General features: G+C 64.8%; 18 protein-coding genes and 2 tRNA genes. 10 read left to right on the forward strand and 10 right to left on the reverse strand.

Annotation, left to right across the window (positions count from 1 at the left end):
- Positions 1-111 precede the first annotated feature (111 nt).
- The 7 genes from MSM1_RS06910 (at position 112) to pknB (ending at position 9,809) form a co-directional block, all read left to right on the forward strand.
- Complete coding sequence (locus MSM1_RS06910) at positions 112-1,620, forward strand: DUF3662 and FHA domain-containing protein (protein ID WP_213441529.1); 1,509 nt, start codon at positions 112-114, stop codon at positions 1,618-1,620.
- A 124-nt stretch (positions 1,621-1,744) separates the two neighbouring features.
- Complete coding sequence (locus tag MSM1_RS06915; RefSeq protein ID WP_213440787.1) at positions 1,745-2,212, forward strand: FHA domain-containing protein; 468 nt, start codon at positions 1,745-1,747, stop codon at positions 2,210-2,212.
- Complete coding sequence (locus MSM1_RS06920; protein WP_213440788.1) at positions 2,209-3,657, forward strand: PP2C family serine/threonine-protein phosphatase; 1,449 nt, start codon at positions 2,209-2,211, stop codon at positions 3,655-3,657. Before MSM1_RS06915 ends, MSM1_RS06920 begins: the two co-directional genes overlap by 4 nt.
- Positions 3,654-5,063 carry an FtsW/RodA/SpoVE family cell cycle protein gene (locus MSM1_RS06925; protein ID WP_213440789.1) on the forward strand — a complete coding sequence of 470 codons (1,410 nt, stop codon included), beginning with the start codon at positions 3,654-3,656 and terminating at the stop codon, positions 5,061-5,063. Before MSM1_RS06920 ends, MSM1_RS06925 begins: the two co-directional genes overlap by 4 nt.
- Positions 5,060-6,535, forward strand: a complete 1,476-nt coding sequence (pbpA, locus tag MSM1_RS06930) for a D,D-transpeptidase PbpA (RefSeq protein WP_213440790.1) — start codon at positions 5,060-5,062, stop codon at positions 6,533-6,535. The genes MSM1_RS06925 and pbpA overlap by 4 nt, the downstream gene beginning before the upstream one ends.
- Positions 6,532-7,926 carry a serine/threonine-protein kinase gene (locus tag MSM1_RS06935; RefSeq protein ID WP_213440791.1) on the forward strand — a complete coding sequence of 465 codons (1,395 nt, stop codon included), beginning with the start codon at positions 6,532-6,534 and terminating at the stop codon, positions 7,924-7,926. The genes pbpA and MSM1_RS06935 overlap by 4 nt, the downstream gene beginning before the upstream one ends.
- The gene (gene pknB / locus MSM1_RS06940) at positions 7,923-9,809 is read left to right on the forward strand and encodes a Stk1 family PASTA domain-containing Ser/Thr kinase (protein ID WP_213440792.1); all 1,887 of its coding nucleotides are present in this window, start codon (positions 7,923-7,925) and stop codon (positions 9,807-9,809) included. The genes MSM1_RS06935 and pknB overlap by 4 nt, the downstream gene beginning before the upstream one ends.
- Here the strand turns inward: pknB and MSM1_RS06945 are convergent.
- Positions 9,787-10,518, reverse strand: coding sequence for an aminodeoxychorismate/anthranilate synthase component II (locus MSM1_RS06945; protein ID WP_213440793.1), 732 nt, complete (start codon positions 10,516-10,518; stop codon positions 9,787-9,789). The two genes, pknB and MSM1_RS06945, sit on opposite strands and share 23 nt — an antisense overlap.
- A gap of 35 nt (positions 10,519-10,553) precedes the next feature.
- Positions 10,554-11,402: a DUF881 domain-containing protein gene (locus tag MSM1_RS06950; RefSeq protein ID WP_213440794.1), complete on the reverse strand. Its 849-nt coding sequence runs from the start codon at positions 11,400-11,402 to the stop codon at positions 10,554-10,556.
- Positions 11,403-11,498: 96 nt separating this feature from the next.
- Here MSM1_RS06950 and crgA point away from each other — a divergent pair, with 96 nt between their 5' ends.
- Both crgA and MSM1_RS06960 read left to right on the forward strand, forming a co-directional pair.
- Positions 11,499-11,780 carry a cell division protein CrgA gene (gene crgA / locus MSM1_RS06955; protein WP_213440795.1) on the forward strand — a complete coding sequence of 94 codons (282 nt, stop codon included), beginning with the start codon at positions 11,499-11,501 and terminating at the stop codon, positions 11,778-11,780.
- A gap of 167 nt (positions 11,781-11,947) precedes the next feature.
- Positions 11,948-12,373 carry a PH domain-containing protein gene (locus tag MSM1_RS06960; protein ID WP_213440796.1) on the forward strand — a complete coding sequence of 142 codons (426 nt, stop codon included), beginning with the start codon at positions 11,948-11,950 and terminating at the stop codon, positions 12,371-12,373.
- Between the two features lie 18 nt (positions 12,374-12,391).
- Here MSM1_RS06960 and MSM1_RS06965 read toward each other — a convergent pair whose 3' ends face one another.
- The gene (locus tag MSM1_RS06965) at positions 12,392-12,940 is read right to left on the reverse strand and encodes a peptidylprolyl isomerase (RefSeq protein WP_213440797.1); all 549 of its coding nucleotides are present in this window, start codon (positions 12,938-12,940) and stop codon (positions 12,392-12,394) included.
- Between the two features lie 113 nt (positions 12,941-13,053).
- Here MSM1_RS06965 and cwsA point away from each other — a divergent pair, with 113 nt between their 5' ends.
- Positions 13,054-13,479: a cell wall synthesis protein CwsA gene (gene cwsA, locus MSM1_RS06970; protein WP_213440798.1), complete on the forward strand. Its 426-nt coding sequence runs from the start codon at positions 13,054-13,056 to the stop codon at positions 13,477-13,479.
- Between the two features lie 94 nt (positions 13,480-13,573).
- On the opposite strand, the gene MSM1_RS06975 is transcribed toward cwsA, so the two are convergent.
- From MSM1_RS06975 to recF, 7 genes are all read right to left on the reverse strand, one after another.
- Positions 13,574-13,646: transfer RNA gene (locus MSM1_RS06975), tRNA-Ala, on the reverse strand.
- Positions 13,647-13,776: 130 nt separating this feature from the next.
- Positions 13,777-13,853 (reverse strand) — tRNA-Ile (locus MSM1_RS06980).
- 92 nt (positions 13,854-13,945) lie between these two features.
- Positions 13,946-14,812 carry a DUF3566 domain-containing protein gene (locus tag MSM1_RS06985; RefSeq protein WP_213440799.1) on the reverse strand — a complete coding sequence of 289 codons (867 nt, stop codon included), beginning with the start codon at positions 14,810-14,812 and terminating at the stop codon, positions 13,946-13,948.
- Positions 14,813-14,885: 73 nt separating this feature from the next.
- Positions 14,886-18,482: an intein-containing DNA gyrase subunit A gene (gene gyrA / locus MSM1_RS06990; RefSeq protein ID WP_213440800.1), complete on the reverse strand. Its 3,597-nt coding sequence runs from the start codon at positions 18,480-18,482 to the stop codon at positions 14,886-14,888.
- A 75-nt stretch (positions 18,483-18,557) separates the two neighbouring features.
- Positions 18,558-20,588: a DNA topoisomerase (ATP-hydrolyzing) subunit B gene (gyrB, locus tag MSM1_RS06995; protein WP_213440801.1), complete on the reverse strand. Its 2,031-nt coding sequence runs from the start codon at positions 20,586-20,588 to the stop codon at positions 18,558-18,560.
- 229 nt (positions 20,589-20,817) lie between these two features.
- Positions 20,818-21,321, reverse strand: a complete 504-nt coding sequence (locus tag MSM1_RS07000) for a DUF721 family protein (RefSeq protein WP_213440802.1) — start codon at positions 21,319-21,321, stop codon at positions 20,818-20,820.
- A gap of 18 nt (positions 21,322-21,339) precedes the next feature.
- Complete coding sequence (gene recF, locus MSM1_RS07005) at positions 21,340-22,479, reverse strand: DNA replication/repair protein RecF (protein ID WP_213440803.1); 1,140 nt, start codon at positions 22,477-22,479, stop codon at positions 21,340-21,342.
- Positions 22,480-22,653 lie beyond the last annotated feature (174 nt).

Genomic DNA, 22,653 nt, shown 5'->3' on the forward strand with positions numbered 1-22,653 from the left:
GTCGCCGGATCCCGATACCATATTGAAGAGAGCTAGCAGTGATACGACACGCGGGAGGGTCAGCGGCCCTAGGGTAGGGGTATTTCAGGACGAGTGAGGCGAGCGCTGGAAATGAACGGCCAAAAGGGGCTAGTTCAGCGTATCGAGCGCACACTTGAGGCTGCCGTGGGTGATGCGTTTGCCCGGGTGTTCGGTGGATCGATCGTCCCGCAAGAGCTGGAAGCCGCGTTACGGCGCGAAGCCGCCGATGGCGTCCGCCCGCTGCACGGTAATCGGCTTTTGGTGCCCAACGAATACATCATTAGTCTCGGTGGGAACGACTACGAGAACGTGGGCGCCGACTCGGAATTCACGTCGGATGTGTTCGCTAAACACTTGGCGGGATATATCAGTGGACAGGGGTGGCAAACATATGGTGAGGTGGTCGTCAGGTTTGACCGATCGACGAGCTTGCGTACCGGCCAGTTCCGTACCCGTGCTGTTGTCAACCCCGACGCCGAGTCCCGCCCGGCAGCCGGCGATTTTGCCCCGGCACAATCAGATCATGCGTTTAGCGCAGAACCAGGAGTACCACCAATGACCGAGAATTCCAGCTATCGCGGCGGTCCGGGGCAGGGGCGGCCCGGCGACGACTATCCCGGCGACGACTATTACGAGGAGGGGTATCAGCGCAACGAGTCTCCTAGTGCCCAGGATGCCCGCGGCGGCCAGGAGGCGCAGGGTTATCCGCCGGGAGCAAGCGGCTATCCGTCGCAGCCCGGATACCCGCCACCCCGATACCCCGAGCAGCATGGCTACCCCGACCAAGGCGGCTACCCCGCGCAGTCGCCCGGTGGCTACCCCGACCAAGGCGGCTACCCCGCGCAGTCGCCCAGTGGCTACTCAGCGCCGTATGAGCAACGCCCTCCTGCCGGTTACGGCCCCGGTCCAGGCCCTGCTCAAGGCTATGACCCGGGTTATCGCCAGGGCGGTGGCTACGGCCCTGGCGGCGGCCAGCCCGATTACGCCGGCGGCTACGGCGACTACGGGCGCGGCACCTACGGGCCTCCCGAACAGCAGCCGCCTTACCCCGAACCGGCGAGCGGCTACCAGCAGGGTTACCAGGACGCGCCGGGATACGGTAGGCAGGACTACGGCCAATCCAATTACCCGCAATACTCCGACGCCTCCGGCGGTGGGGTGTACGCACCACCCGGCGCCGGGTACGCCGAGCCTCACGGCCGCGACTACGACTACGGCCAACCAGCCATGCCCGGAGGCTATGGCCCAGCCGCCGACTACGGCCACTCCGGCGGGTACGGTGGCTATGGGCAGCCTGGCTATGCCCCTTCCGGGCATACGGTGACCTTGCAACTCGACGACGGCAGCGGGCGCACCTACCAGTTGCGCGAGGGCTCCAACATCATCGGCCGCGGACAAGACGCCCAGTTCCGGTTACCGGACACCGGTGTGTCGCGACGGCACTTGGAGATCCGCTGGGATGGGCAGGTCGCACTGCTATCCGACCTCAACTCCACCAACGGCACCATGGTGAACAACGCGCCGGTACAGGAGTGGCAGTTGGCCGACGGCGATGTGATCCGCCTGGGGCACTCCGAGATCATCGTCCACATCCAGTGACCTGAACAACCGACCGGACTCCCGGCTTCACCCCACGTTGACCGCCGTCCAAGTATCGTGACGTTGCTGATATGTGCTCGGGTTCTCGGGCGCGACACCTGCGTCAGAATGGAAGGGGCGTCAGATGCAGGGATTGGTGCTGCAACTGACGCGGGCCGGGTTCCTGATGCTGCTGTGGCTGTTCATCTGGTCCGTGCTGCGGGTCTTGCGAACTGACATCTACGCACCCACCGGTGCCGTCATGGTGCGGCGGGGCTTGGCCTTGCGGGGCCCGCTGCTGCCCTCGCGCCAGCGCCGGCGATCGGCGCGCTATCTCGTGGTGACCGAGGGGTCACTGGCGGGCGCACGTATTGCGCTTACCGGCCAGCCGGTGCTGATCGGGCGTGCCGACGACTCGACGCTGGTGCTGACCGATGACTACGCGTCGGCGCGCCATGCACGGTTGTCGCAGCGTGGCTCAGAATGGTATGTCGAGGATCTAGGATCGACCAACGGCACTTACCTTGACAGGGCGAAGGTGACGACGGCGGTACGAGTTCCGATTGGGACGCCGGTTCGAATCGGCAAAACGGTAATCGAGTTGCGCCCGTGACACTAGTCCTGCGTTATGCGGCTCGCAGTGATCGCGGCCTGGTGCGTACCAACAACGAGGATTCGGTGTATGCCGGCGCGCGATTATTGGCCCTAGCCGACGGCATGGGTGGCCACGCGGCCGGAGAGGTGGCCTCGCAGTTAGTCATCGCAGCCTTAGCTCACCTCGATGACGACGAGCCCGGGGGAGACCTGCTCGGCAAACTCGATGCCGCGGTCCGCGCCGGCAACTCCGCGATCGCTGCGCAGGTCGAGATGGAGCCCGATCTGGAAGGGATGGGTACCACCCTTACCGCGATCCTGTTCGAAGGCAACCGTCTTGGGTTGGTGCACATTGGCGACTCCCGCGCCTACCTGTTGCGCGACGGCCAGCTGACCCAGATCACCAAGGACGACACGTTCGTGCAAACCTTGGTCGACGAAGGTCGGATCACCTCCGAAGAAGCCCACAGCCATCCCCAGCGCTCGCTGATCATGCGGGCCCTCACCGGCCACGAAGTCGAGCCCACACTGATCATGCGCGAAGCTCGCGCGGGGGATCGTTATTTGCTGTGCTCGGACGGGCTGTCCGACCCGGTCAGCGACGAGACCATCCTTGAGGCGCTGCAAATCCCCGACGTAGCGGAAAGCGCGGACCGGCTCATCGAGCTGGCGCTGCGCGGCGGCGGCCCCGACAACGTCACCGTCATCGTCGCTGACGTCTGCGACGAGGACTACGGACAGACCCAGCCGATCCTGGCGGGCGCCGTGTCCGGTGACGACGATCAACTGACGCTACCCAACACCGCCGCCGGGAGGGCCTCTGCCATCAGCGCTCCCAAAGATGCCGCCAAGCGCACCGGGTGGCAACCGGCCCCGGTCGCGCCGCCGCAGAAGTCACGGCGCCGCATGGCCATCGCTGTCGCGCTGGGGGTACTGGTGCTGCTGGCCGGCCTGGCCATCGGCTGGACCGTCATCCGCAGCTACTACTATGTGACCGGATACGGCGGCGCCGTGACCATTATGCGGGGAATTCAGGGCTCGATGCTCGGTGTGCCGCTGCAGACACCCTATCAGCAGGGCTGTCTTAACAGCCGCGGCCAGCTGTCACAGATCAGCTACGCCCAGTCACCCGGCCCTCGTGATTGCCACCTGCTGAAGCTTTCCGATCTGCGCCCGTCGGCACGGCAGCAAGTGGCGGCCGGCCTGCGGCCGGGCAGCCTCGATGAGGCGATCAAACAGTTACGTGATTTGGCGGGCAGTGGCTCGTTGCTGCCGCCCTGCCCGCCGCCGCGCACAGCGCCGGCTCCACCGCCGATGCGCCAGACACCGGAGCCGGGTGGGTCTGCCGGGTCGCCGCAACCGGCGGAAGCGCCCGGTGACTCGCGGGCGGCGACCCCTGCACCGCCATCGACCACGCCCCCGTCCCCCCCGCAGCCGGGCGTCGACTGCCGGACGGCGGCATGACGACCCAGCCCCAGCCGCCGGTCGCTGTCACACCTGCACTGCCGACCCGGCGCAACGCTGAACTGATGTTGTTGTGCTTCGCCGCGGTGATCATCATCGCGGCTTTGCTCATCGTGCAGGCCAGCCAAGGCCGGGGTCTGCGCTGGGATCTGGGCAGCTACGGGCTTGCGTTCCTGGTGCTTTTCGGCGGCGCGCACCTAGCGATCAGGCGCTTTGCCCCCTGCGCGGATCCGCTGCTGCTGCCGGTGGTGGCGCTGCTCAACGGCTTGGGCCTGGTTATGATCCATCGGCTGGACATCGCCGACAGTGCGGCCGGTGTCGACACCCATTACAGCGCACGCCAACAGATGCTGTGGACCCTGATCGGCGTCGCCGCGTTCGCTCTGACGGTGGCCTTTTTGAAGGACCATCGGCGGCTCGCGCGCTACGGCTACACGTGCGGGTTTGCCGGCCTGATGATGCTGGCTATCCCGGCACTGCTGCCGGCATCGTTTTCTGAGCATAACGGTGCCAAGATCTGGATCCGGTTTCCGGGCTTTTCAATCCAGCCTGCGGAGTTTTCGAAGATCCTCCTGCTCATCTTTTTCTCCGCGGTTCTAGTAGCCAAGAGGGGCCTGTTCACCAGCGCCGGCAAGCATGTCATGGGCATGACCGTGCCACGTCCGCGAGACTTGGCGCCGCTGCTGGCGGCCTGGGTGATCTCGGTGGGTGTGATGGTCTTCGAAAAGGACCTGGGCACGTCGCTGCTGCTGTATGCGTCCTTTCTGGTGGTGGTTTACCTGGCCACCCAGCGCTTGAGCTGGATCGTTATCGGCTTGGCGCTATTCGCCACGGGAAGTGTTGTAGCGTACTACATTTTTGGCCACGTCCGGATCCGCGTGCAGACCTGGCTGCACCCATTCGCCGATCCCGAAGGCAGCTCCTACCAAATCGTCCAGTCGCTGTTCAGCTTTGCTACGGGCGGCATCTTCGGCACCGGCCTGGGTAACGGGCAACCCGACACCGTGCCGGCGGCGTCGACCGATTTCATCATCGCCGCCTTTGGCGAAGAACTCGGGCTGGTCGGATTGGCCGGCCTGTTGATGCTCTATACCATCCTCATCGTCCGCGGACTGCGTACCGCGATCGCTATCCGCGACAGCTTCGGCAAACTGCTGGCGGGCGGCCTGGCATCGACGCTGGCGATTCAGCTGTTCATTGTCGTCGGCGGCGTGACCAAACTCGTGCCGCTGACCGGTTTGACCACGCCGTGGTTGTCTTACGGCGGGTCATCTCTTTTGGCCAACTATCTACTTCTCGCCATCTTGGTGCGAATCTCACATGGAGCCCGGCGTCCACTCGGCCCGCGGGCCCGTGACACGGTCCCGCTCGCGGTCACCGACACCGAGGTGATCAGGCGCGCATGAACGCCTCGCTGCGCCGAATCTCGGTGACCGTGATGGCGTTGATCGTGCTGCTGCTGCTCAACGCCACTATCACGCAGGTGTTCGCCGCCGATGGGCTGCGCGCCGACCCCCGCAACCAGCGAGTGTTGCTCGACGAATATTCGCGTCAGCGGGGCCAGATCACCGCTCAAGGGCAGTTGCTGGCGTACTCGGTAGCCGCCGACGACCGGTTTCGCTTCCTGCGCGTCTACCCCAAACCGGCGATGTACGCGCCGATTACCGGCTTTTACTCGCTGCGCTATTCCAGCACGGGCCTTGAGCGCGCTGAAGACGCGCTACTCAATGGGTCCGACCAGCGGCTGCTCGGTCGCCGGCTCGCCGACTTCTTCACCGGTCGTGACCCGCGCGGCGGCAACGTCAACACCACCATCAGCCCCCGCGTCCAACAGGCCGGCTGGGAGGCGATGCAGCAAGGTTGCAACGGCCCGTGCAAGGGCGCGGTCGTCGCAGTCGAGCCCTCCACGGGCAAAATCCTGGCACTGCTGTCATCGCCGTCTTATAACCCCAATCTGCTGGCGTCGCACAACCCCGCCGAGCAGGCGGCGGCCTGGCAGCGGTTGCGTGATGACCCCGATTCCCCGATGACCAATCGCGCCATCTCCGAAACGTATCCGCCCGGTTCCACGTTTAAGGTGATCACCACCGCGGCGGCGCTGGAAGCCGGGGCCACCGAGGACGAGCAGTTGACCGCCGACCCGATGATACCGCTGCCCGGAAGCACGGCCGTCCTGCAAAACTACGGCGGCGCTCCGTGCGGCGGCGAGCCCACGGTGTCCCTGCGGGAAGCCTTCGCGTTATCGTGCAACACCGCCTTCGTCCAACTGGGCATTCTCACCGGCGCCAACGCCCTGCGCCGCGCCGCACAGGCGTTCGGGATCGACGACCCGCCCGACCCTATTCCGCTGCAAGTTGGCGAATCCACCATCGGCCCCATCCCGGACGCTGCCGCCCTGGGTATGTCCGCAATCGGGCAAAAAGACGTTGCCCTGACGCCGCTGCAAAACGCCGTGGTAGCGGCGACAATCGCGAACGGCGGGGTGACCATGCAGCCCTACCTGGTCGACAGCCTCACGGGGCCGGACCTGGCTACCATCCGCGTTACCGCTCCGCACGTGCAGCGGCGCGCGGTCTCGCCGCAGGTCGCCGCTAAGCTGACAGAATTGATGGTCGGCGCCGAGAACGTCACACAGCAGAAAGGGGCCATCCCCGGCGTGCAGATCGCCTCCAAAACCGGTACCGCAGAGCATGGCACCGACCCTCGGAACACTCCACCCCACGCGTGGTATATCGCCTTTGCGCCCGCGCAGCGTCCGAAGGTGGCTGTCGCGGTACTGGTGGAGAACGGCGCTGAGCGGCTGGCCGCGACCGGCGGTGCGCTCGCTGCACCGATCGGGCGCGCGGTGATCGAGGCCGCGCTGCAGGGAGGGCCATGACCCCGCGAGTAGGTGTGACGCTGTCCGGCCGGTACCGCCTGCAGCGCCTCATCGCCACCGGCGGGATGGGCCAAGTGTGGGAGGCCGTCGACAGCCGGCTGGGTCGGCGAGTCGCGGTCAAGGTGCTCAAAAGCGAGTTCTCCTCCGACCCGGAATTCATCGAACGGTTCCGGGCGGAGGCGCGGACCACCGCGATGCTCAACCACCCGGGAATCGCCAGTGTCCACGACTACGGCGAAACGACCATGGACGGCGAGGGCCGCACCGCCTACCTGGTGATGGAGTTGGTCAACGGTGAGCCGCTGAACTCGGTGCTCAAGCGCGTTGGCCGGCTTTCGCTGCGGCATGCGCTCGACATGCTTGAGCAGACGGGACGTGCCTTGCAGGTCGCGCACGCGGCCGGGTTGGTGCACCGCGATGTCAAGCCCGGCAACATCCTGATCACCCCCACCGGCCAGGTCAAGATCACCGACTTCGGCATCGCCAAGGCCGTCGACGCTGCGCCGGTGACCCAGACCGGCATGGTGATGGGCACCGCCCAATACATCGCGCCAGAACAGGCCCTCGGCCAAGAGGCGACTCCGGCCAGTGATGTGTACTCGCTGGGAGTTGTTGGCTACGAGGCGGTTTCGGGTAAACGCCCATTCACAGGTGACGGCGCTTTGACGGTGGCAATGAAGCACATCAAAGAACAGCCGCCGCCGCTGCCCACCGACATTCCGCCCAACGTGCGCGAGCTTATCGAGATCACCCTCGTCAAAAACCCTCAGCTGCGCTACAAAAGCGGCGGGCCGTTCGCCGACGCCGTCGCCGCGGTTCGCGCCGGGCGCCGGCCACCCCGCCCGAGCCAGATGCCCGCCGGACGGGCGGCACCGGCCGCAATCCCGTCGGGCACACCTGCTCGAGCGGCGGTCAGCCCGACCGGCCGGGCCCCGGCGGCGCGCCGCTCGCGGCCCACAACGGGTGGTCACCGCCCGCCGCCGCAGCGCACGTTCTCGTCGGGTCAGCGTGCGCTGCTCTGGGCGGCCGGGGTGCTAGGGGCGCTGGCGATCATCATCGCAGTGCTCATCGTCATCAACGCTCACAACCAGAACGGCCAGCAGCAGCCGTCCGCGCCCACGGTGACCAACACCGGGATCCCGCCGAGTAGCCAACCGTCCGCCGGCTCGCCGCCGGCACGACCGTCCAATTGGACGGACCGCGAAATGACAGGTAATCCTGGATGGCGAAGTGCGCAGCCGCAACCCATCCCGGTCGACGATCCGAGCCGGGGGGGTGACCCATGGCGCGGGTACGGGCTTGCGGTGGAGGGCCGGGTTATCGCGCCGCGCTGGGTTGTCCCAGGGTCGCGACGGCACGAGTCGCTGCCCCGACATGAGATACCGCGATGACCACCCCACAACAGCTGTCCGACCGCTACGAGCTTGGTGAAATCCTCGGCTTCGGGGGCATGTCCGAGGTGCACCTCGCCCGCGACCTGCGGTTGCACCGCGACGTGGCGGTCAAAGTGCTGCGCGCCGACCTGGCCCGCGACCCCAGCTTCTACCTCCGCTTCCGGCGCGAGGCGCAAAACGCCGCCGCCCTGAACCACCCGGCGATCGTCGCGGTCTATGACACCGGGGAGGCGCAGACGCCGGCCGGTCCGCTGCCCTACATCGTCATGGAGTACGTCGACGGTGTGACGCTGCGCGACATCCTGCACACCGAGGGGCCGATGCCACCGCAGTTGGCTATCGAGGTCATCGCCGATGTCTGTCAGGCGCTGAACTTCTCCCACCAGAACGGCATCATCCACCGCGATGTCAAACCGGCAAATATCATGATCACCTCGACCAATGCGGTGAAGGTGATGGACTTCGGCATCGCGCGGGCCATCGCTGACAGCGGCAACAGAGTCACCCAGACTGCGGCGGTCATCGGGACCGCCCAATACCTGTCGCCCGAACAGGCCCGTGGCGACACCGTCGATGCTCGCTCCGATGTCTATTCGCTGGGCTGCGTACTCTACGAAATCCTCACCGGTGAGCCGCCTTTTACCGGCGACTCGCCGGTTTCGGTCGCCTATCAGCACGTCCGCGAAGACCCGGTACCGCCGTCACAACGACGTGAGGGCATCTCGGCTGACCTCGACGCGGTAGTGCTCAAGGCGCTTGCCAAAAACCCGGAGAATCGTTACCAAACCGCTGCGGAGATGCGCGCCGACCTGGTCCGGGTGCACAGCGGCGAGCCACCGGAAGCTCCCAAGGTGCTTACCGACGCGGAGCGAGCCCGGCTGCTGGCGTCCAGCCATGGCAGCAATCACCCTGATCGCGCGGCATCGCGCGCCGACTCAGCGTCGCGCCGGCTCGATTTCGCCGGTGAACACACCGGCGGTTCGGTGGGCCACTGGTTGGTCGCGGTCGCGGTGCTGGCGGTGCTGACCGTCGTCGTCAGCGTCCTGATCAACGCGTTCGGCGGCCCGTCCCGTGAGGTTAAAGTCCCCGATGTGCGCGGCCAGGCATCGGCCGACGCTATCGCCACGCTGCAAAACCGTGGTTTTAAGACGCGCACCTTGCAGAAACCCGACTCATCGGTACCGCCCGACCACGTCATCGGCACCGACCCTGCCGCCAACGCCTCGGTGGCGGCGGGTGATGAGATAACCGTCAACGTGTCCACCGGACCCGAGCAGCGGGAACTGCCCGATGTCTCCTCGCTGAGCTATGCCGAAGCGGTGAAGAAGCTGAGGGCCGCCGGGTTCAGCCGCTTCAAGCAAGCCGACTCCCCGTCGACACCGGAACTGGAGGGCCGGGTCATCGCCACCAACCCGCCGGCCAACCAGACCTCGGCGATCACCAACGAGATCACCATCATCATCGGCTCCGGCCCGGCCACCAAGCAGATCCCTGACGTCGCCGGCCAGACGGTTGAGCTGGCGGAAAAGAACCTTACCGTCTATGGCTTCAGCCGGTTCAGCCAAGCCGCGGTGGACAGTCCCCGCCCAGCCGGCGACGTGATCGGCACCAATCCCCCTGCGGGCGTGACTGTTCCGGTGGATTCGGTGATCGAGCTGAAAGTGTCCAAAGGCAACCAGTTCGTGATGCCCGACCTGTCTGGGCTGTTTTGGACCGAGGCAGAACCACAGCTGCGTGCGCTGGGCTGGACCGGCGTGCTGATCAAGGGTGCCGACGTCGACGCCGGCGGCGCCAACCACAACCGCGTGGTTTATCAGAGCCCGGCGCCGGGCCAGGGCGTCAACAAGGACGCACCGATCACGTTGAAGTTCGGCCAGTAGCGGCCACGGGCCGGGCGGGCGGCGTTGGGGAACGCGTGGGGGCGAAGAAGGATTGTTCGGGGGCGTGGGGACGCACGGCGGCGAGCACCTCGTTTTCCAGCCGGCGTATCAACGCCTCGTCTCGGGGTTGCCCGCAATAGGCCAGCCAGTTCGCCAGCATCCGGTGCCCGCCCTCGGTGAGGATGGACTCCGGATGAAACTGCACACCGTGGATCGGCAGCTCAGTGTGGCGCACCGCCATGATGACCCCGCTGCGGGTGCGGGCGGTCACCTCCAGCACGGCCGGCACGGTTTGCGGCAGGATGGCCAGCGAGTGATATCGGGTCGCGGTAAATGGATCCGGCAGTCCCTCTAGCACACCAACATTCGTGTGGAAAACGCTGCTGGTCTTACCATGCAACAGCTCCGGCGCGCGATCCACAGCCGCGCCGAATGCCACACCGATCGCCTGGTGTCCCAAGCACACTCCCAGCAGCGGGGTGCGGGTGGCGGCGCAGGCGCGCACCAGCGCGATCGATGCCCCTGCGCGTTCCGGGGTGCCTGGGCCCGGGCTGAGCAACACGCCGTCAAACTGCGCGGCGGCGGCGGGCTCGTCGGACAACCTCACGTCGTCGTTGCGCCATACCTGTGCCTGCACCCCGAGTTGCCCCAGGTATTGCACCAGGTTGAACACGAAACTGTCGTAGTTGTCGACAACCAGGATCCGCACCGTGTCAGGTTACCGCCGAGTCGGATCGACCGGGCTCAGTAGCTCACCGGGCCCGCCGGTTCGGCGAAGCGCATCTGCACGGGCTCGGTGTAGCCGGCGATCTGCACATCGGCCTTGACGTGTTCGCCATAACCCAGACCGAACCGAACCGCATACTGCTTGTAGAGGGTCACCAAGGGAGCCGCCGCCAGCGCGGCCTGCATCGCCGTGGCATCACCGATCGCCGCAATCGTGTACGGGGGGCTGTAAGTACGCCCGTTGAGCAGGAGGGTGTTTCCGACGCAGCGAGGCGCCGATGTCGCGATGATGCGCTGGTCTTGCATCTGGATCGCCTCCGCGCCGGCGCGCCACAACGCATCGAGCACCGCCTGGATGTCTTGCTGATGCACGACCAGGTCGTCGGGGGAGGCGTCACGCGGGAAACGGCCGAAGGCGTCGCGCTTGGCGTCCGTAAGGGTCACCACCAGGCCGGGTCCGTGGAGGGGATCAAGGCCGGCCTCGCCGGCCAGTTGTGCCGATCGCGCCCGCATCGCCGCGAGCGCCGTGTTGACCGAGCGACCGTGGGTGGAATCGATCGCGGCGGCCAGTGCGTCGCGTTCAGCGCTGAGCCGCGCGGCCGAGGATTGCGCCTCGTGGAGGAGGTCGACCAAGCGGGGCGCGTCACTGCGGCGGATCTCGGTCCCACCGGACACCCCGTGCGTGGCGGCCAGCAGCAGCCCGGCAAGCAAGCACACCAGCGGGACGCCCGACGGCCACAGCAAGCGATGGCTTAGGCCGCTTCGGCGAGGCACCTTGCCGGATCGTGGGCCCGCGCGACGATCGTGAGGGCCGCGGGTTCGCCCGCGGGGAAGCCGGGCGCCCAGCCCGGTGTCCGGGTCGGCCATCGGCTCTCCGTTCACTGCTCGCCGGTGAGTTAATCTGTGGGCTGAATAACGCGTGCAGCTTCATCGTTGCATCCACTCGACCGTGCCGAGGTGCCAATGCCCAAGTCCAAGGTCCGCAAAAAGACCGGCTTCACCGCCACCGCGGTCAGCCGTACCCCGGTGAAGGTCAAGGCGGGCCCGTCGAGCGTGTGGTTTGTCGCGTTGTTTCTCGGACTGATGCTGATCGGGCTGATCTGGCTGATGGTGTTCCAGTTGGCGGCTGCGGGCAGCGACACCCCCGCGGTGCTGCAATGGATGGCCAACCTCGGTCCGTGGAACTACGCGATCGCCTTTGCCTTCATGATCACCGGCCTGTTGCTCACCATGCGCTGGCGATAGCGTTTTTGGCGCCGGGTGGGGGCGCCCAGGGGGATACGTTGCAGACACCCGCTGTTATGGTTGCGGCAATGTTATGGTCACTCAATCACACGAGTGTGATTCATCCCCATTGTTGATAGCGTCTGTGGATAGCCCGATCAGCGCTGATCACCAGGTCCAGGAGTGCGGTGCAGCAAACACAATGGGCGCCTCGAAAGACCGAAGTGGCTGGCTGCGGCGCAGCGGGTGCTGTGCTGGCTATCATGTCTGTGATCTTGGTCACAGACCCGCCGGGCCGGCTTTTGACCGCTGTCGCCGCGGTAGGCCTGATCTTGTTTGCCGGTGCTTCCGGGCGCGCCCGCCCAAAACTGGCTATCACCCCCGAAGGTCTGCTGGCCCGAAGCTGGTCACGGGCCCGGGTAGTCCAGCGAACCGAGATCAAGGTCATCCGCATCACCGAGTTTCATCGCATCGGGCGCAAGGTACGACTGCTCGAGATCGAAACGTCCGATGGCCGTTTGCTGATCTTTTCCCGCTGGGACCTGGGCACTGACCCCCTGAATGTGCTCGACGCGCTCACCGCCGCCGGATACGCCGGCGATGGGCGTCGCTAACCCGAGGCTCGGGAAAGTTCAGCGGATCGTGACCGATTCGATGACGACTGGGTCGGTCGGGCGATCGTTGCCGTCGGTGGGGCAAGCGGCGATGGTGTCGACGACGCGGCGCGACTCGGCATCGATGACCTCGCCAAAGATGGTGTGGCGGCGATTTAAATGCGGGGTTTTGTTGACGGTGATGAAAAACTGCGACCCGTTGGTGCCCGGGCCCGCGTTGGCCATCGCCAGTAGGTAGGGCCTATCGAACTGCAGCTCGGGGTGAAATTCGTCGGCGAACTGATAGCCCGGGCCACCACGGCCCGTTCCCGTCGGATCGCCACCTTGGATCATGAAGCCCTCGATGACCCGGTGAAAAATCGCCCCATCGTAGAACGGGCCGGAGGTGCCCCCGGAGGCGTTTTGGGTGGAATACTCTTTGGTGCCTTGCGCCAGACCCACGAAGTTGGCGACTGTCTTAGGGGCGTGGTTGCCGAAGAGCGCGATCTTGATGTCGCCGCGGTTGGTGTGCAATGTGGCGGTGACGGTCGGTATTGGGCTGTTGGTCACGCCGTGACAGTCTGCCATCGGCTGTTAGCCGTCACCGCCGCGGGTGTCCAAAGCGACGGGATCCGGCCCACGTGTATCTGAACATGGCAGGCTGGGGGAACCCGGACCAACGGTCGACAGAAAGGCGTGCCATGGGCGTGAAGGTGGAAGAGCGGATGACCCCTCGGCAGCGATTGGCCCGAGGCTTAACCTACACGGCGGTCGGGCCGCTGGAGATGACACGCGGTGTCGTGGGGCTCGGAGCCCATTCCGCACGGGCGGGCGCATCCACTATGTGGCGCCGGTACCGGCAACGCAAGTCGGCCCGGGACTTTGACGCCATCCACGAAACCACGCCACCGGGCCGTGCCGTCGCGCAGGGGCTGGCAACCGGGCTGCCGCAGGCAGTACGGCACCCACGGCGCTCCCAACGCCGCAGCCTGCGTCGGTGGGTGGCCACGGCCGCCGCGGGGATGCTTCTTGTCGGCGGCGCGGTTGCGTTCCTGCGCGTCCGCCGATCGCCACGCCCCGAACCGTCGCCGCGTCCTCCCAGCGTCGACGTGCAACCGGCGCCGTAAATCGCATGATGGCAGAGCCCGTCGCTCCCCGGCCGGGTATCGGGCATGGCCGGCGGCCACCCAGGCGCCGGCGGCCGCCGGGCGTCGTCCAGTGTGGAGCCTAGGGGATTTGAACCCCTGACTTCTGCCTTGCAAAGGCAGCGCTCTACCGGCTGAGCTAAGGCCCCTCATTCCGACCCGCGTGGTGGTCGGCGGCCGTGTGCCCCACCTCGGTGCCGCATCGTCTCGCGCCTCCGTGCCACGGTGACCACCGTGCGCGGGGGCGCGATGTCCACAAGGCCCTCGGCCAACACCTGGTGGTGGGCCTAGGAGGACTCGAACCTCCGACCTCTTCGTTATCAGCGAAGCGCTCTAACCGCCTGAGCTATAGGCCCGCACCCACGGCCGAGCGACGAGACTACCGCACTCGTCGTCGACTCCCAATTCCAGCACGTCGCTACCACGGTCGGTCGAATAGGGGCGGCGCCTAATCCCGGTCTGCGAGGGTCACTTCGATGCCGCCGATGAGATCGGTCGTCAAGTTGTAGATAAGCGCGCCGACGGTGGCCATCGCGGTGAGCAAGACGATGTTGACCAACCCGATCAGCAGCGCGCCGCCAAAAATGGTGCCGCTGGAGACGAGTTCTCCGCCACCGCCCGTGGTGTTGTTCAGCAGGTCGCCCACGTTGCTGTTGAGCTTGCTCCATACGCCCATGCCACCGAGCACCAAATACAGGAACGCGACCGCGATCATCCAGACGAAGAACAGCGCCACAGACAAGATCAGGGACACCTTCAGGGTGCTCCACGGATCGATGCGGCGGACCTGCATGCTGGCTCGCACCGGGCCGCGTGCTCGTCGTGATACTTGTACCCGGGGTTCCGCGCCCACCGGCCGATCCGGCGCGGCCGAGGTTCCCGGCGCACGCTCCGGCGCGGCTCTGCGCTGCGCGGGCCGCCCCAACGGGTCGGACAAGTCGGGTAGCTCACTGCTGTAGACCTCGCCGCGGTTGCGGTCACGGGGTGCTGACGCGGGTTGGGGCTCCTCGGGCCGGGGTCCGGGCCGAACGCCCGAGGTAGGTGCCTCCGCGACATACGGGGCCGGGCGGGGGTCAGCCTCCGGCGGTTGGTCGAGCAATCGTCGTTCGCTGTGCCCCGCTGGTTGCGGTGGCGGGCGGTGTGCCGGTGGCTGTTTTCGGGCGCCGCGCTGCCATGGCGGCATGTCGGTGGTGTCGGGCATGCGCCCCCCGGCGCTCCCCGGTGCCGGGCGCTGGGTCCCCTCTCGGTCAACCGGGCCATTTCCGTTTGGGCTACCTCCCAGCCTGGGGTATCCCGGCTCATTTGGTGGCGTCACCCCGGCTCCTTACCTCGCTGGGTACCCGGCCGCCCGGGCGGTCCCGGTCTCGTCATCTCGCGGCGGCTCGAGTCTAATGCGAGGGCTCCCCCTCGCTGTCGGGCTCCTCGGCATTGCGCGCGATGGCTAACAGTGTGTCCCCCTCAGCCAGGTTCATCAACCGCACACCCTTGGTCTGCCGGCCGGCCTTGCGAATTTGGCGTGCCGTCGTTCGGATCACGCCACCTCCGGACGTGATCGCGTACAGCTCACTGTGGTCGTCGACGACCAACGCTCCAACGAGCCGGCCGCGGCGACGGTCATATTGGATTGTCAACACGCCCTTGCCGCCGCGATTCTGAACCGGGTACTCCTCGATCGCGGTGCGCTTGGCATAGCCGCCCGACGTCGCCACCAATAGATATGTGCCTTCGCGGACCACATTCAGCGACAGCAGCCGGTCGTCGGCGTTGAACCGCATGCCTTGTACGCCCGAGGTGGCTCGGCCCATCGGGCGCAGCGCTTCATCGGTCGCGGAAAACCTGATGGACTGGCCATTGGCCGAGACCAGCAGCAGGTCGTCGTCGGCTGAGCAGAGCACGGCACCCACCAGCTCATCATCGTCGCGCAGGTTAATGGCCACGATTCCACCCGAGCGGTTGGAGTCGAATTCGCTAAGCCGCGTTTTTTTCACCAGGCCGTTGCGGGTCGCCAACACCAGGTAGGGGGCGTCGGCATAGCTGTGAATTTGGATTACCTGCGCAATACGCTCGTCGGGCTGGAACGCCAGCAGGTTGGCGACATGCTGACCGCGGGCGGTCCGAGATGCCTCGGGCAGCTCATAGGCCTTCGCCCGGTACACCCGCCCCTGGCTAGTGAAAAACAAAATCCAGTCATGTGTCGAGCACACGAAAAAGTGCGCGACGATGTCGTCCTGCTTGAGCCCGGCACCCTGCACGCCCTTGCCGCCGCGCTTTTGGCTACGATATAGCCCGGTCTTGGTGCGCTTGGCGTAACCGGTTTCGGTAATGGTGACCACAACGTCCTCGCGGGCGATTAAATCCTCGTCGCTGACTTCGCCGTCGGCTGTCACAATACGGGTGCGCCGATCGTCACCGTGTTTGTTGGCGATTTCGGCCAACTCATCGCGCACGATGCCACGCTGGCGCCCAGGTTTGGCCAAAATGTCTTGCAGGTCGGCGATCTCGGCCTCTATCTTGGCCAGATCATCGATGATGCGCTGACGTTCCAGCGCTGCCAACCGGCGCAGCTGCATATCGAGGATCGCCTGCGCCTGGAGTTCATCGATGTCGAGTAATTCGACTAACCCCGCCCGAGCGGCGTCGACGGTCTGCGACGCCCGGATCAACGCAATGACCTCGTCGAGCGCATCGAGAGCCTTGACCAAGCCGCGTAAGATGTGGGCCCGCTCGTTGGCCTTGCGCAATCGGTAGGTGGTGCGGCGCACGATCACGTCGAGCTGGTGGTTGACGTAGTGCCGAATCAGCTGATCCAGCCGCAGCGTGCGGGGCACCCCATCGACGATCGCGAGCATGTTGGCGCCAAAGCTGGTTTGCAGCTGAGTGTGCTTGTAAAGGTTGTTCAGCACCACTTTCGCTACCGCATCGCGTTTCAGCTCGATGACGATGCGCAGGCCCACCCGATCACTACTTTGGTCTTCGATGTTGGCGATGCCGGCGAGCTTGCCATCACGGACCTGCTCGGCGACCGAGGTGATGAAGTTGTCGTGGTTGACCTGATAGGGCAGCTCGGTGATCACCAGCGAAGTTCGGCCCCTGGAATCCTCCTCTACCTCGACCACACCGCGCATCCGTATCGAACCCCGGCCCGTCCGATAGGCCTCGGCAATGCCCTGCGAGCCGACGATCAGCCCCGCGGTGGGGAAGTCGGGGCCTTTGACCCGCTGCATCACCGCCGCCAGCGTCGCCTCCTCATCGGCATCGAAGTTGTCCAGGCACCAAAAAACGGCCTCAGCCAGCTCGCGCAGGTTGTGCGGCGGGATGTTAGTCGCCATACCGACGGCGATACCTCCGGAGCCATTGGCCAGCAAGTTGGGAAAGCGGCTCGGCAGCACCGTCGGCTCTTGTACCCGGCCATCGTAGTTGGGTATGAAATCGACTGTCTCTTCATCGATTTCACGCAACATCTCCATCGCTAACGGGGTAAGGCGGGCTTCGGTGTTGTGGCTGATAAACCCGTTGGCGATGAACGCATGGTCGTCGCTGTCAACGCGCAGGCTGAACACCGGTTGCACCCCGGCGTCGGTCACCGAGCCAACCCGCGCGTAGTAAAACCGCCCATCGGTCAACTCCACGGCGAGCGCGCGAACATCGGGATCGGCGATGCGCTGAAGGATCTGCCCGGCATGCGTCCGCCAATACGGTATGCAGCCCACCTCATGGCGCTCCAGCCAGTCGCGGTTTGCGCGCGTACCACCGGCGTACATGCGGATAAACCTCGCCAGCCCGGGTACGTTATCGCCGCCCACGCCGGCACACGATGGCGTAGCCGACAAAATCTCCAGCAGCTTTGTCTGCTTAGCTCCGCCGAAACCGACCTGGCGTGCGAACGCCTCGGCGTGGGAGCGGTTGACGATAACAATCCGGTGTTCATCGGTGCGGTGCCGGTACCGCTGGGACACCACGCCGAACTCGAGCAGCATCTGCTGTACATCGGCGGCCAGCTGCGCACTTGCTGTCGAGTAGCAAATTTCAATCGCCTGAGCTGGAGCCGTCGAGCATGAAGCGTGGTTCTCAAAGAGTGTTTGCAGGAACGCCCGCTTGACCCCCGCGGGCTGCTGCCACAACTGTTCCGGTACCGCGGTAGCAGTGGATCGCCGGGTTAGCGACGCGCCCCGCCAGCCGGGGTCGCCAGCAATGGTGGCCGGATCGCTGAACCCGAAAAGGTCGGCGTGCATCGCGCCTAGCCAGTCGGATGGATCAAACTCTACCGGCGGCGTGCGTTGCAGGGCGACATGGTCGCCCGGGCTGATCTCTTCGATTAACTTCCACAACAACGTCGGTACGCCAGCGACATTGACGAGGCACAGTAGCGGATGATTAGCCGTACCGGTGATCTCATAACCCTCGGTGGTACGCACCGTGTACGTCTGGTGTGCTCCTGAATGGAATAATCGATCGGCAACGACCGGATTACCATGCCGGTCAAGAACCTTCATTTCGATAGCGGCATCGGAGTTGGGACGAGCTCCCGAAACGATGTTACCGATCCGCACGGACTTGCCAAACGGCAACCGCACCAACGCATTTTTAGTCAAGCAGTACCTCATCGCTGCCGGTGGGTCGTTGCCCGGCGAACCGAAGTTTCCCTGGCCGTCCACCAGCGGATAGCGCAACGACCATGGCTGCGCCATACGCACCAAGGTGTCGTAGATCGACGCGTCCCCATGTGGGTGGTAGTTGCCCATCGTCTCGGCCACCGAACGCGCCGATTTGACATGACCGCGATCCGGACGGAAACCGGAGTCGAACATCGCGTACAAAACTCGCCGATGGACGGGTTTGAGACCGTCACGAACATCGGGCAGCGCACGACCCACGATGACACTCATGGCGTAATCGATGTAGCTGCGCTGCATTTCCTGCTGGATGTCAACGGGTTCAACCCGTTCCAGCGGGCCGTCGCCCGGAGGCAGCGTCGTATCTGTCATGTTTTCCTCACCGGCCGGTTGGTAATAGCGGGCAAGCCCGCCGATGTGTGCTCAGATACTTACTCAAATGCCGAGTCAAATATCCAGGAAGCGGACGTCCTTGGCGTTGCGGGTGATGAAGCTGCGGCGAGCGTCGACATCTTCACCCATCAAGATAGAGAACAGTTCGTCGGCGGCGGCCGCGTCATCAAGGGTGACCCGACGCAATACCCGGGCCGTAGGGTCCATGGTGGTTTCCCATAGTTCTTTCGCGTTCATCTCGCCCAAGCCCTTGTAGCGCTGGATGCCGTCGTCTTTGTCGATCTTCTTGCCGGCCTTCAAACCGGCCTCCAGCAATCCGTCACGCTCCCGGTCAGAGTAGGCGAACTCCGGTTCACTGCGCTGCCACTTTAATTTGTACAACGGGGGTTGGGCTAAAAACACATGCCCTTGTTCGATCAAGGGTTTCATGAACCGGAACAACAGGGTCAACAACAGGGTCGAGATGTGCTGGCCGTCAACGTCGGCGTCGGCCATCAAAATGATCTTGTGGTAGCGCAGCTTGGAAATATCGAACTCATCGTGAATGCCGGTGCCTAGCGCAGTGATGATTGACTGTACCTCCGTGTTCTTCAGCACTCGGTCGATGCGGGCCTTTTCGACGTTGATGATCTTGCCACGCAGTGGAAGGATAGCCTGGAACATCGAGTCCCGGCCGCTTTTAGCCGAGCCTCCTGCCGAATCACCTTCTACTACGTACAATTCCGATTTGCGAGGATCGCTCGAACGACAGTCCGCGAGCTTGCCGGGTAGTCCACCGATATCGGTCGCTGTCTTGCGGCGCACCAACTCCCGGGCTTTACGGGCAGCTATGCGGGCCTGCGCTGATGACACTGCCTTGTTGACGACGACCTTCGCGTCTGCGGGGTTTGCCTCGAACCAATGCGTAAGCTGTTCGTTGCACACCCGCTGGACGAACGATTTCACTTCGGTGTTACCGAGTTTGGTCTTGGTTTGACCCTCAAACTGTGGTTCGCGCACTTTCACCGAGATGACGGCGGCGAGCCCTTCACGGATGTCGTCGCCGGTCAGGTTGGGATCTTTGTCCTTGAGCAGCTTGCGGTCCTTCGCGTACTTGTTGACCACGCCGGTCAACGCCGCGCGAAAGCCTTCTTCGTGAGTGCCGCCCTCGTGCGTGTTGATCGTATTGGCGAAGGTGTGCACCGACTCCGAATAGCCGGCGTTCCACTGCATCGCGACCTCAACCTCATGACCGGCTCCCTTGCCGGAGAACTCGACGACGCTGTTGTGGATCGGTTGCTTGGTGCGGTTGATGTGTTTGACGAAATCGACCAGGCCCCCGGGATAGTGGAAGGTGCGGTGCCGCACCTTGTACTGCGGCGCGGTGGCTTGCTCCCCGGCGGACCTCGGAGCGTCAGCAATATCACTGACGACTTCGTCAACTACCTCCTCGGCGGTGACCCGTTCATCGGTGAGGGTAATGGTCAGGCCTTTGTTCAAAAACGCCATTTCTTGTAAGCGGCGCGCCACCGTCTCGAAGTCGTAATTGGTGGTCTCGAAAATGCTCGGGTCCGCCCAGAACCGCACCACGGTGCCAGTTCTCGTGGTGGGATCGCCTTGCTTCAGGGTTCCCGGCGTGGAATGGTCGTAGGATTGAAACCACTCGTAGCCATCGCGGCAAATCTCCACCTCCATCCGCGTTGACAACGCGTTGACGACCGAGACCCCGACGCCGTGCAGCCCGCCGGACACGGCATACGCTTGCCCATCGAACTTGCCGCCCGCGTGCAACTGCGTCATCACCACGTCGACGGTCGGCACACCCGTTGCGTGGGTGGCCACCGGAATTCCCCGCCCGTTGTCAGCGACCTCAACGCCGCCGTCGGCGAGCAGACGAACATCGATGTTGGTGGCATATCCGGCCATCGCCTCATCGACCGCGTTATCGACGACTTCCCAGATCAGATGGTGCAAACCCCGCTCGCCGGTGGAGCCGATGTACATGCTGGGGCGTTTGCGGACGGCGTCGAGGCCCTCAAGAATCGTGATCGATTCAGCGCCGTATTCCTCTTGTGCCTTTTGTGCCTTTTGCTTGTGGGCAGCCACGGTCGGAATGCTCTCCTTGGGGTTGCATGCGAGCGGTCCAGTCACCGCAGCAGTCGCATCCACCAGTTTACCGGTATTGACGGCCGGCACCGATTCTTAAAGGGTGTTTCTGCCCGGCTGACGGCGTCTAGTGGCGCTTGGCGGCGCTCGCCACGGGTCAGGGACTTGCCGGGGGCCTTACGGTGCTCCCCGGCGCTCTCAGCCTGCAGTTGCCTGAGCCGGTATGGCGCTAGCCATAGGTGTCCCGGGGTCCTCGGCCGGCGACGTGTAATGGCCCCTTGCGCCAGGACGGCGCGGCCGGGCCGACGATTTTGACCGCGGTCACCGTCCGCTCTCCGAGGGCCGCGGTAATCCCCGCCAGCAGCTGGGCCTGCATCAGGCGCAACTGCGTCGCCCAGGCCGTCGAGTCCGCCGTAATAGTCAACACTCCGTCACGCAAGGAGATCGGCACGGCGTGCTCCGCGATCTGCCGGCCGACGACCACCGGCCACCGGCCGAACAGCACGCCCTCGGCGACTCGTGATGACCATCCGCGTTGGCGTGCGAGCTCGCGCGCCACCTTTCCCAGCGGCTGTGGATCGCGTGGGTCCGGGCCCGGCCCGGACCAGCGTCGGCGGCGGGACGATCCGGCCACCCGACGTGACGGCGCCGCAGATTGGCCGCGCTGGAAGTCCCGGCGGGGACCGCGCGCGGCCTGCCGTGCTTCGTCGAGCGCGCGTCTAACCAGATCCATGTCCGTCTTCGCTATCAATCACCCGCGGACCACCGATTCGGAGTCGTCGTGACGCCATTCGATGATGACCTGTCGAGCCCCCAAACTTGGTGGAATGGCCTCAGCAGCCACCGCAGTCACCAGTACTTGCTCTGCCGATGCGGTCGCCGTTGCCAATGCCTGCCGGCGGGTCGCGTCAAGTTCTGCGAACACATCGTCCAGCAACAGTACCGGATCATCGCCATCGGTCCGCAGTAACTCATAGGCGGCCAGTCGCAACGCCAAGGCCATCGACCACGATTCACCATGGCTGGCGAAACCTTTAGCGGGTCGATCATCAAGGCGCACTTCTAGGTCGTCGCGGTGGGGACCGGCCAGGCACACTCCGCGCTCGATCTCCGCGGCGCGGCGCTCCGAGAGCGCCGCAAGCAAAATAGCTTCAACGGACGCCGCGTCGGCGCCCTCGCCCACACCGAGATCCACGCTGGCGCGATACCGGATCGACATCGAGGCGGAGCCACCAGCGAGCAATCCGTAGGCTTTCGCTACTTCACCGGTCAGTTGACTCACCAGATCCACGCGGGCGGCGACCACTTTCGCGCCAAGGGCGGCCAGTCGCGCGTCCCACACGTCCAGGGTGTCTAGCATCGCCGCGTCCGGCTGCCTGGCCACAGAGAGTGTTTTCAGCAGCGCGGTGCGCTGCCGCAGTACCTTTTCGTAATCTGCTCGGACCGCCGCCATTGCCGGCCGGCGGGCGGTTATCAATTCATCGAGGTAACGACGACGCTCCACCGGCTCTCCACGAACCAGAGCCAAGTCTTCGGGAGCAAACAGCACCGCCCGCAGCACCCCGACTAAGTCCTGCGTGCTGCGCACCGGTGAGCGGTTTAACCATCCCTTGTTCGCGCGCCCCGGCGAGATCTCGACATCAATCGCGCATTCCCGGCTACCGCGTACAACGATCGCGGACACTATCGCCCGTGATGTTCCGCTTCGAATCAACGGCGCATCCGTTGCCGCCCGATGCGAGCCCAAGGTCGACAGATACCACAGGGCCTCAATCAGGTTGGTCTTGCCATATCCGTTCGGGCCAACGAATACTGTCGATCCCGGCAGCAATTCCAGACTGGTATGCGCCCAGGACCGGAAATCATGCAGTCCTAAATTTCGAACGTACACCCTTTTACACAATCTGACCGGCGCTTAACGCACGTCCACAAATCCTGTCGGTATCGATCATTTCTCGGCCTCTTTTCTGCGGGATCCCCAAACACGCAAACGTATCATCCGGCATGTGTTGAAGCATCGCTCAAAGTGTCGTGTTCGCTTCGATCATCTCAAACCGTCCATGGA

This window comes from Mycobacterium sp. SM1, assembly GCF_018361265.1.
Lineage (GTDB): Bacteria > Actinomycetota > Actinomycetes > Mycobacteriales > Mycobacteriaceae > Mycobacterium.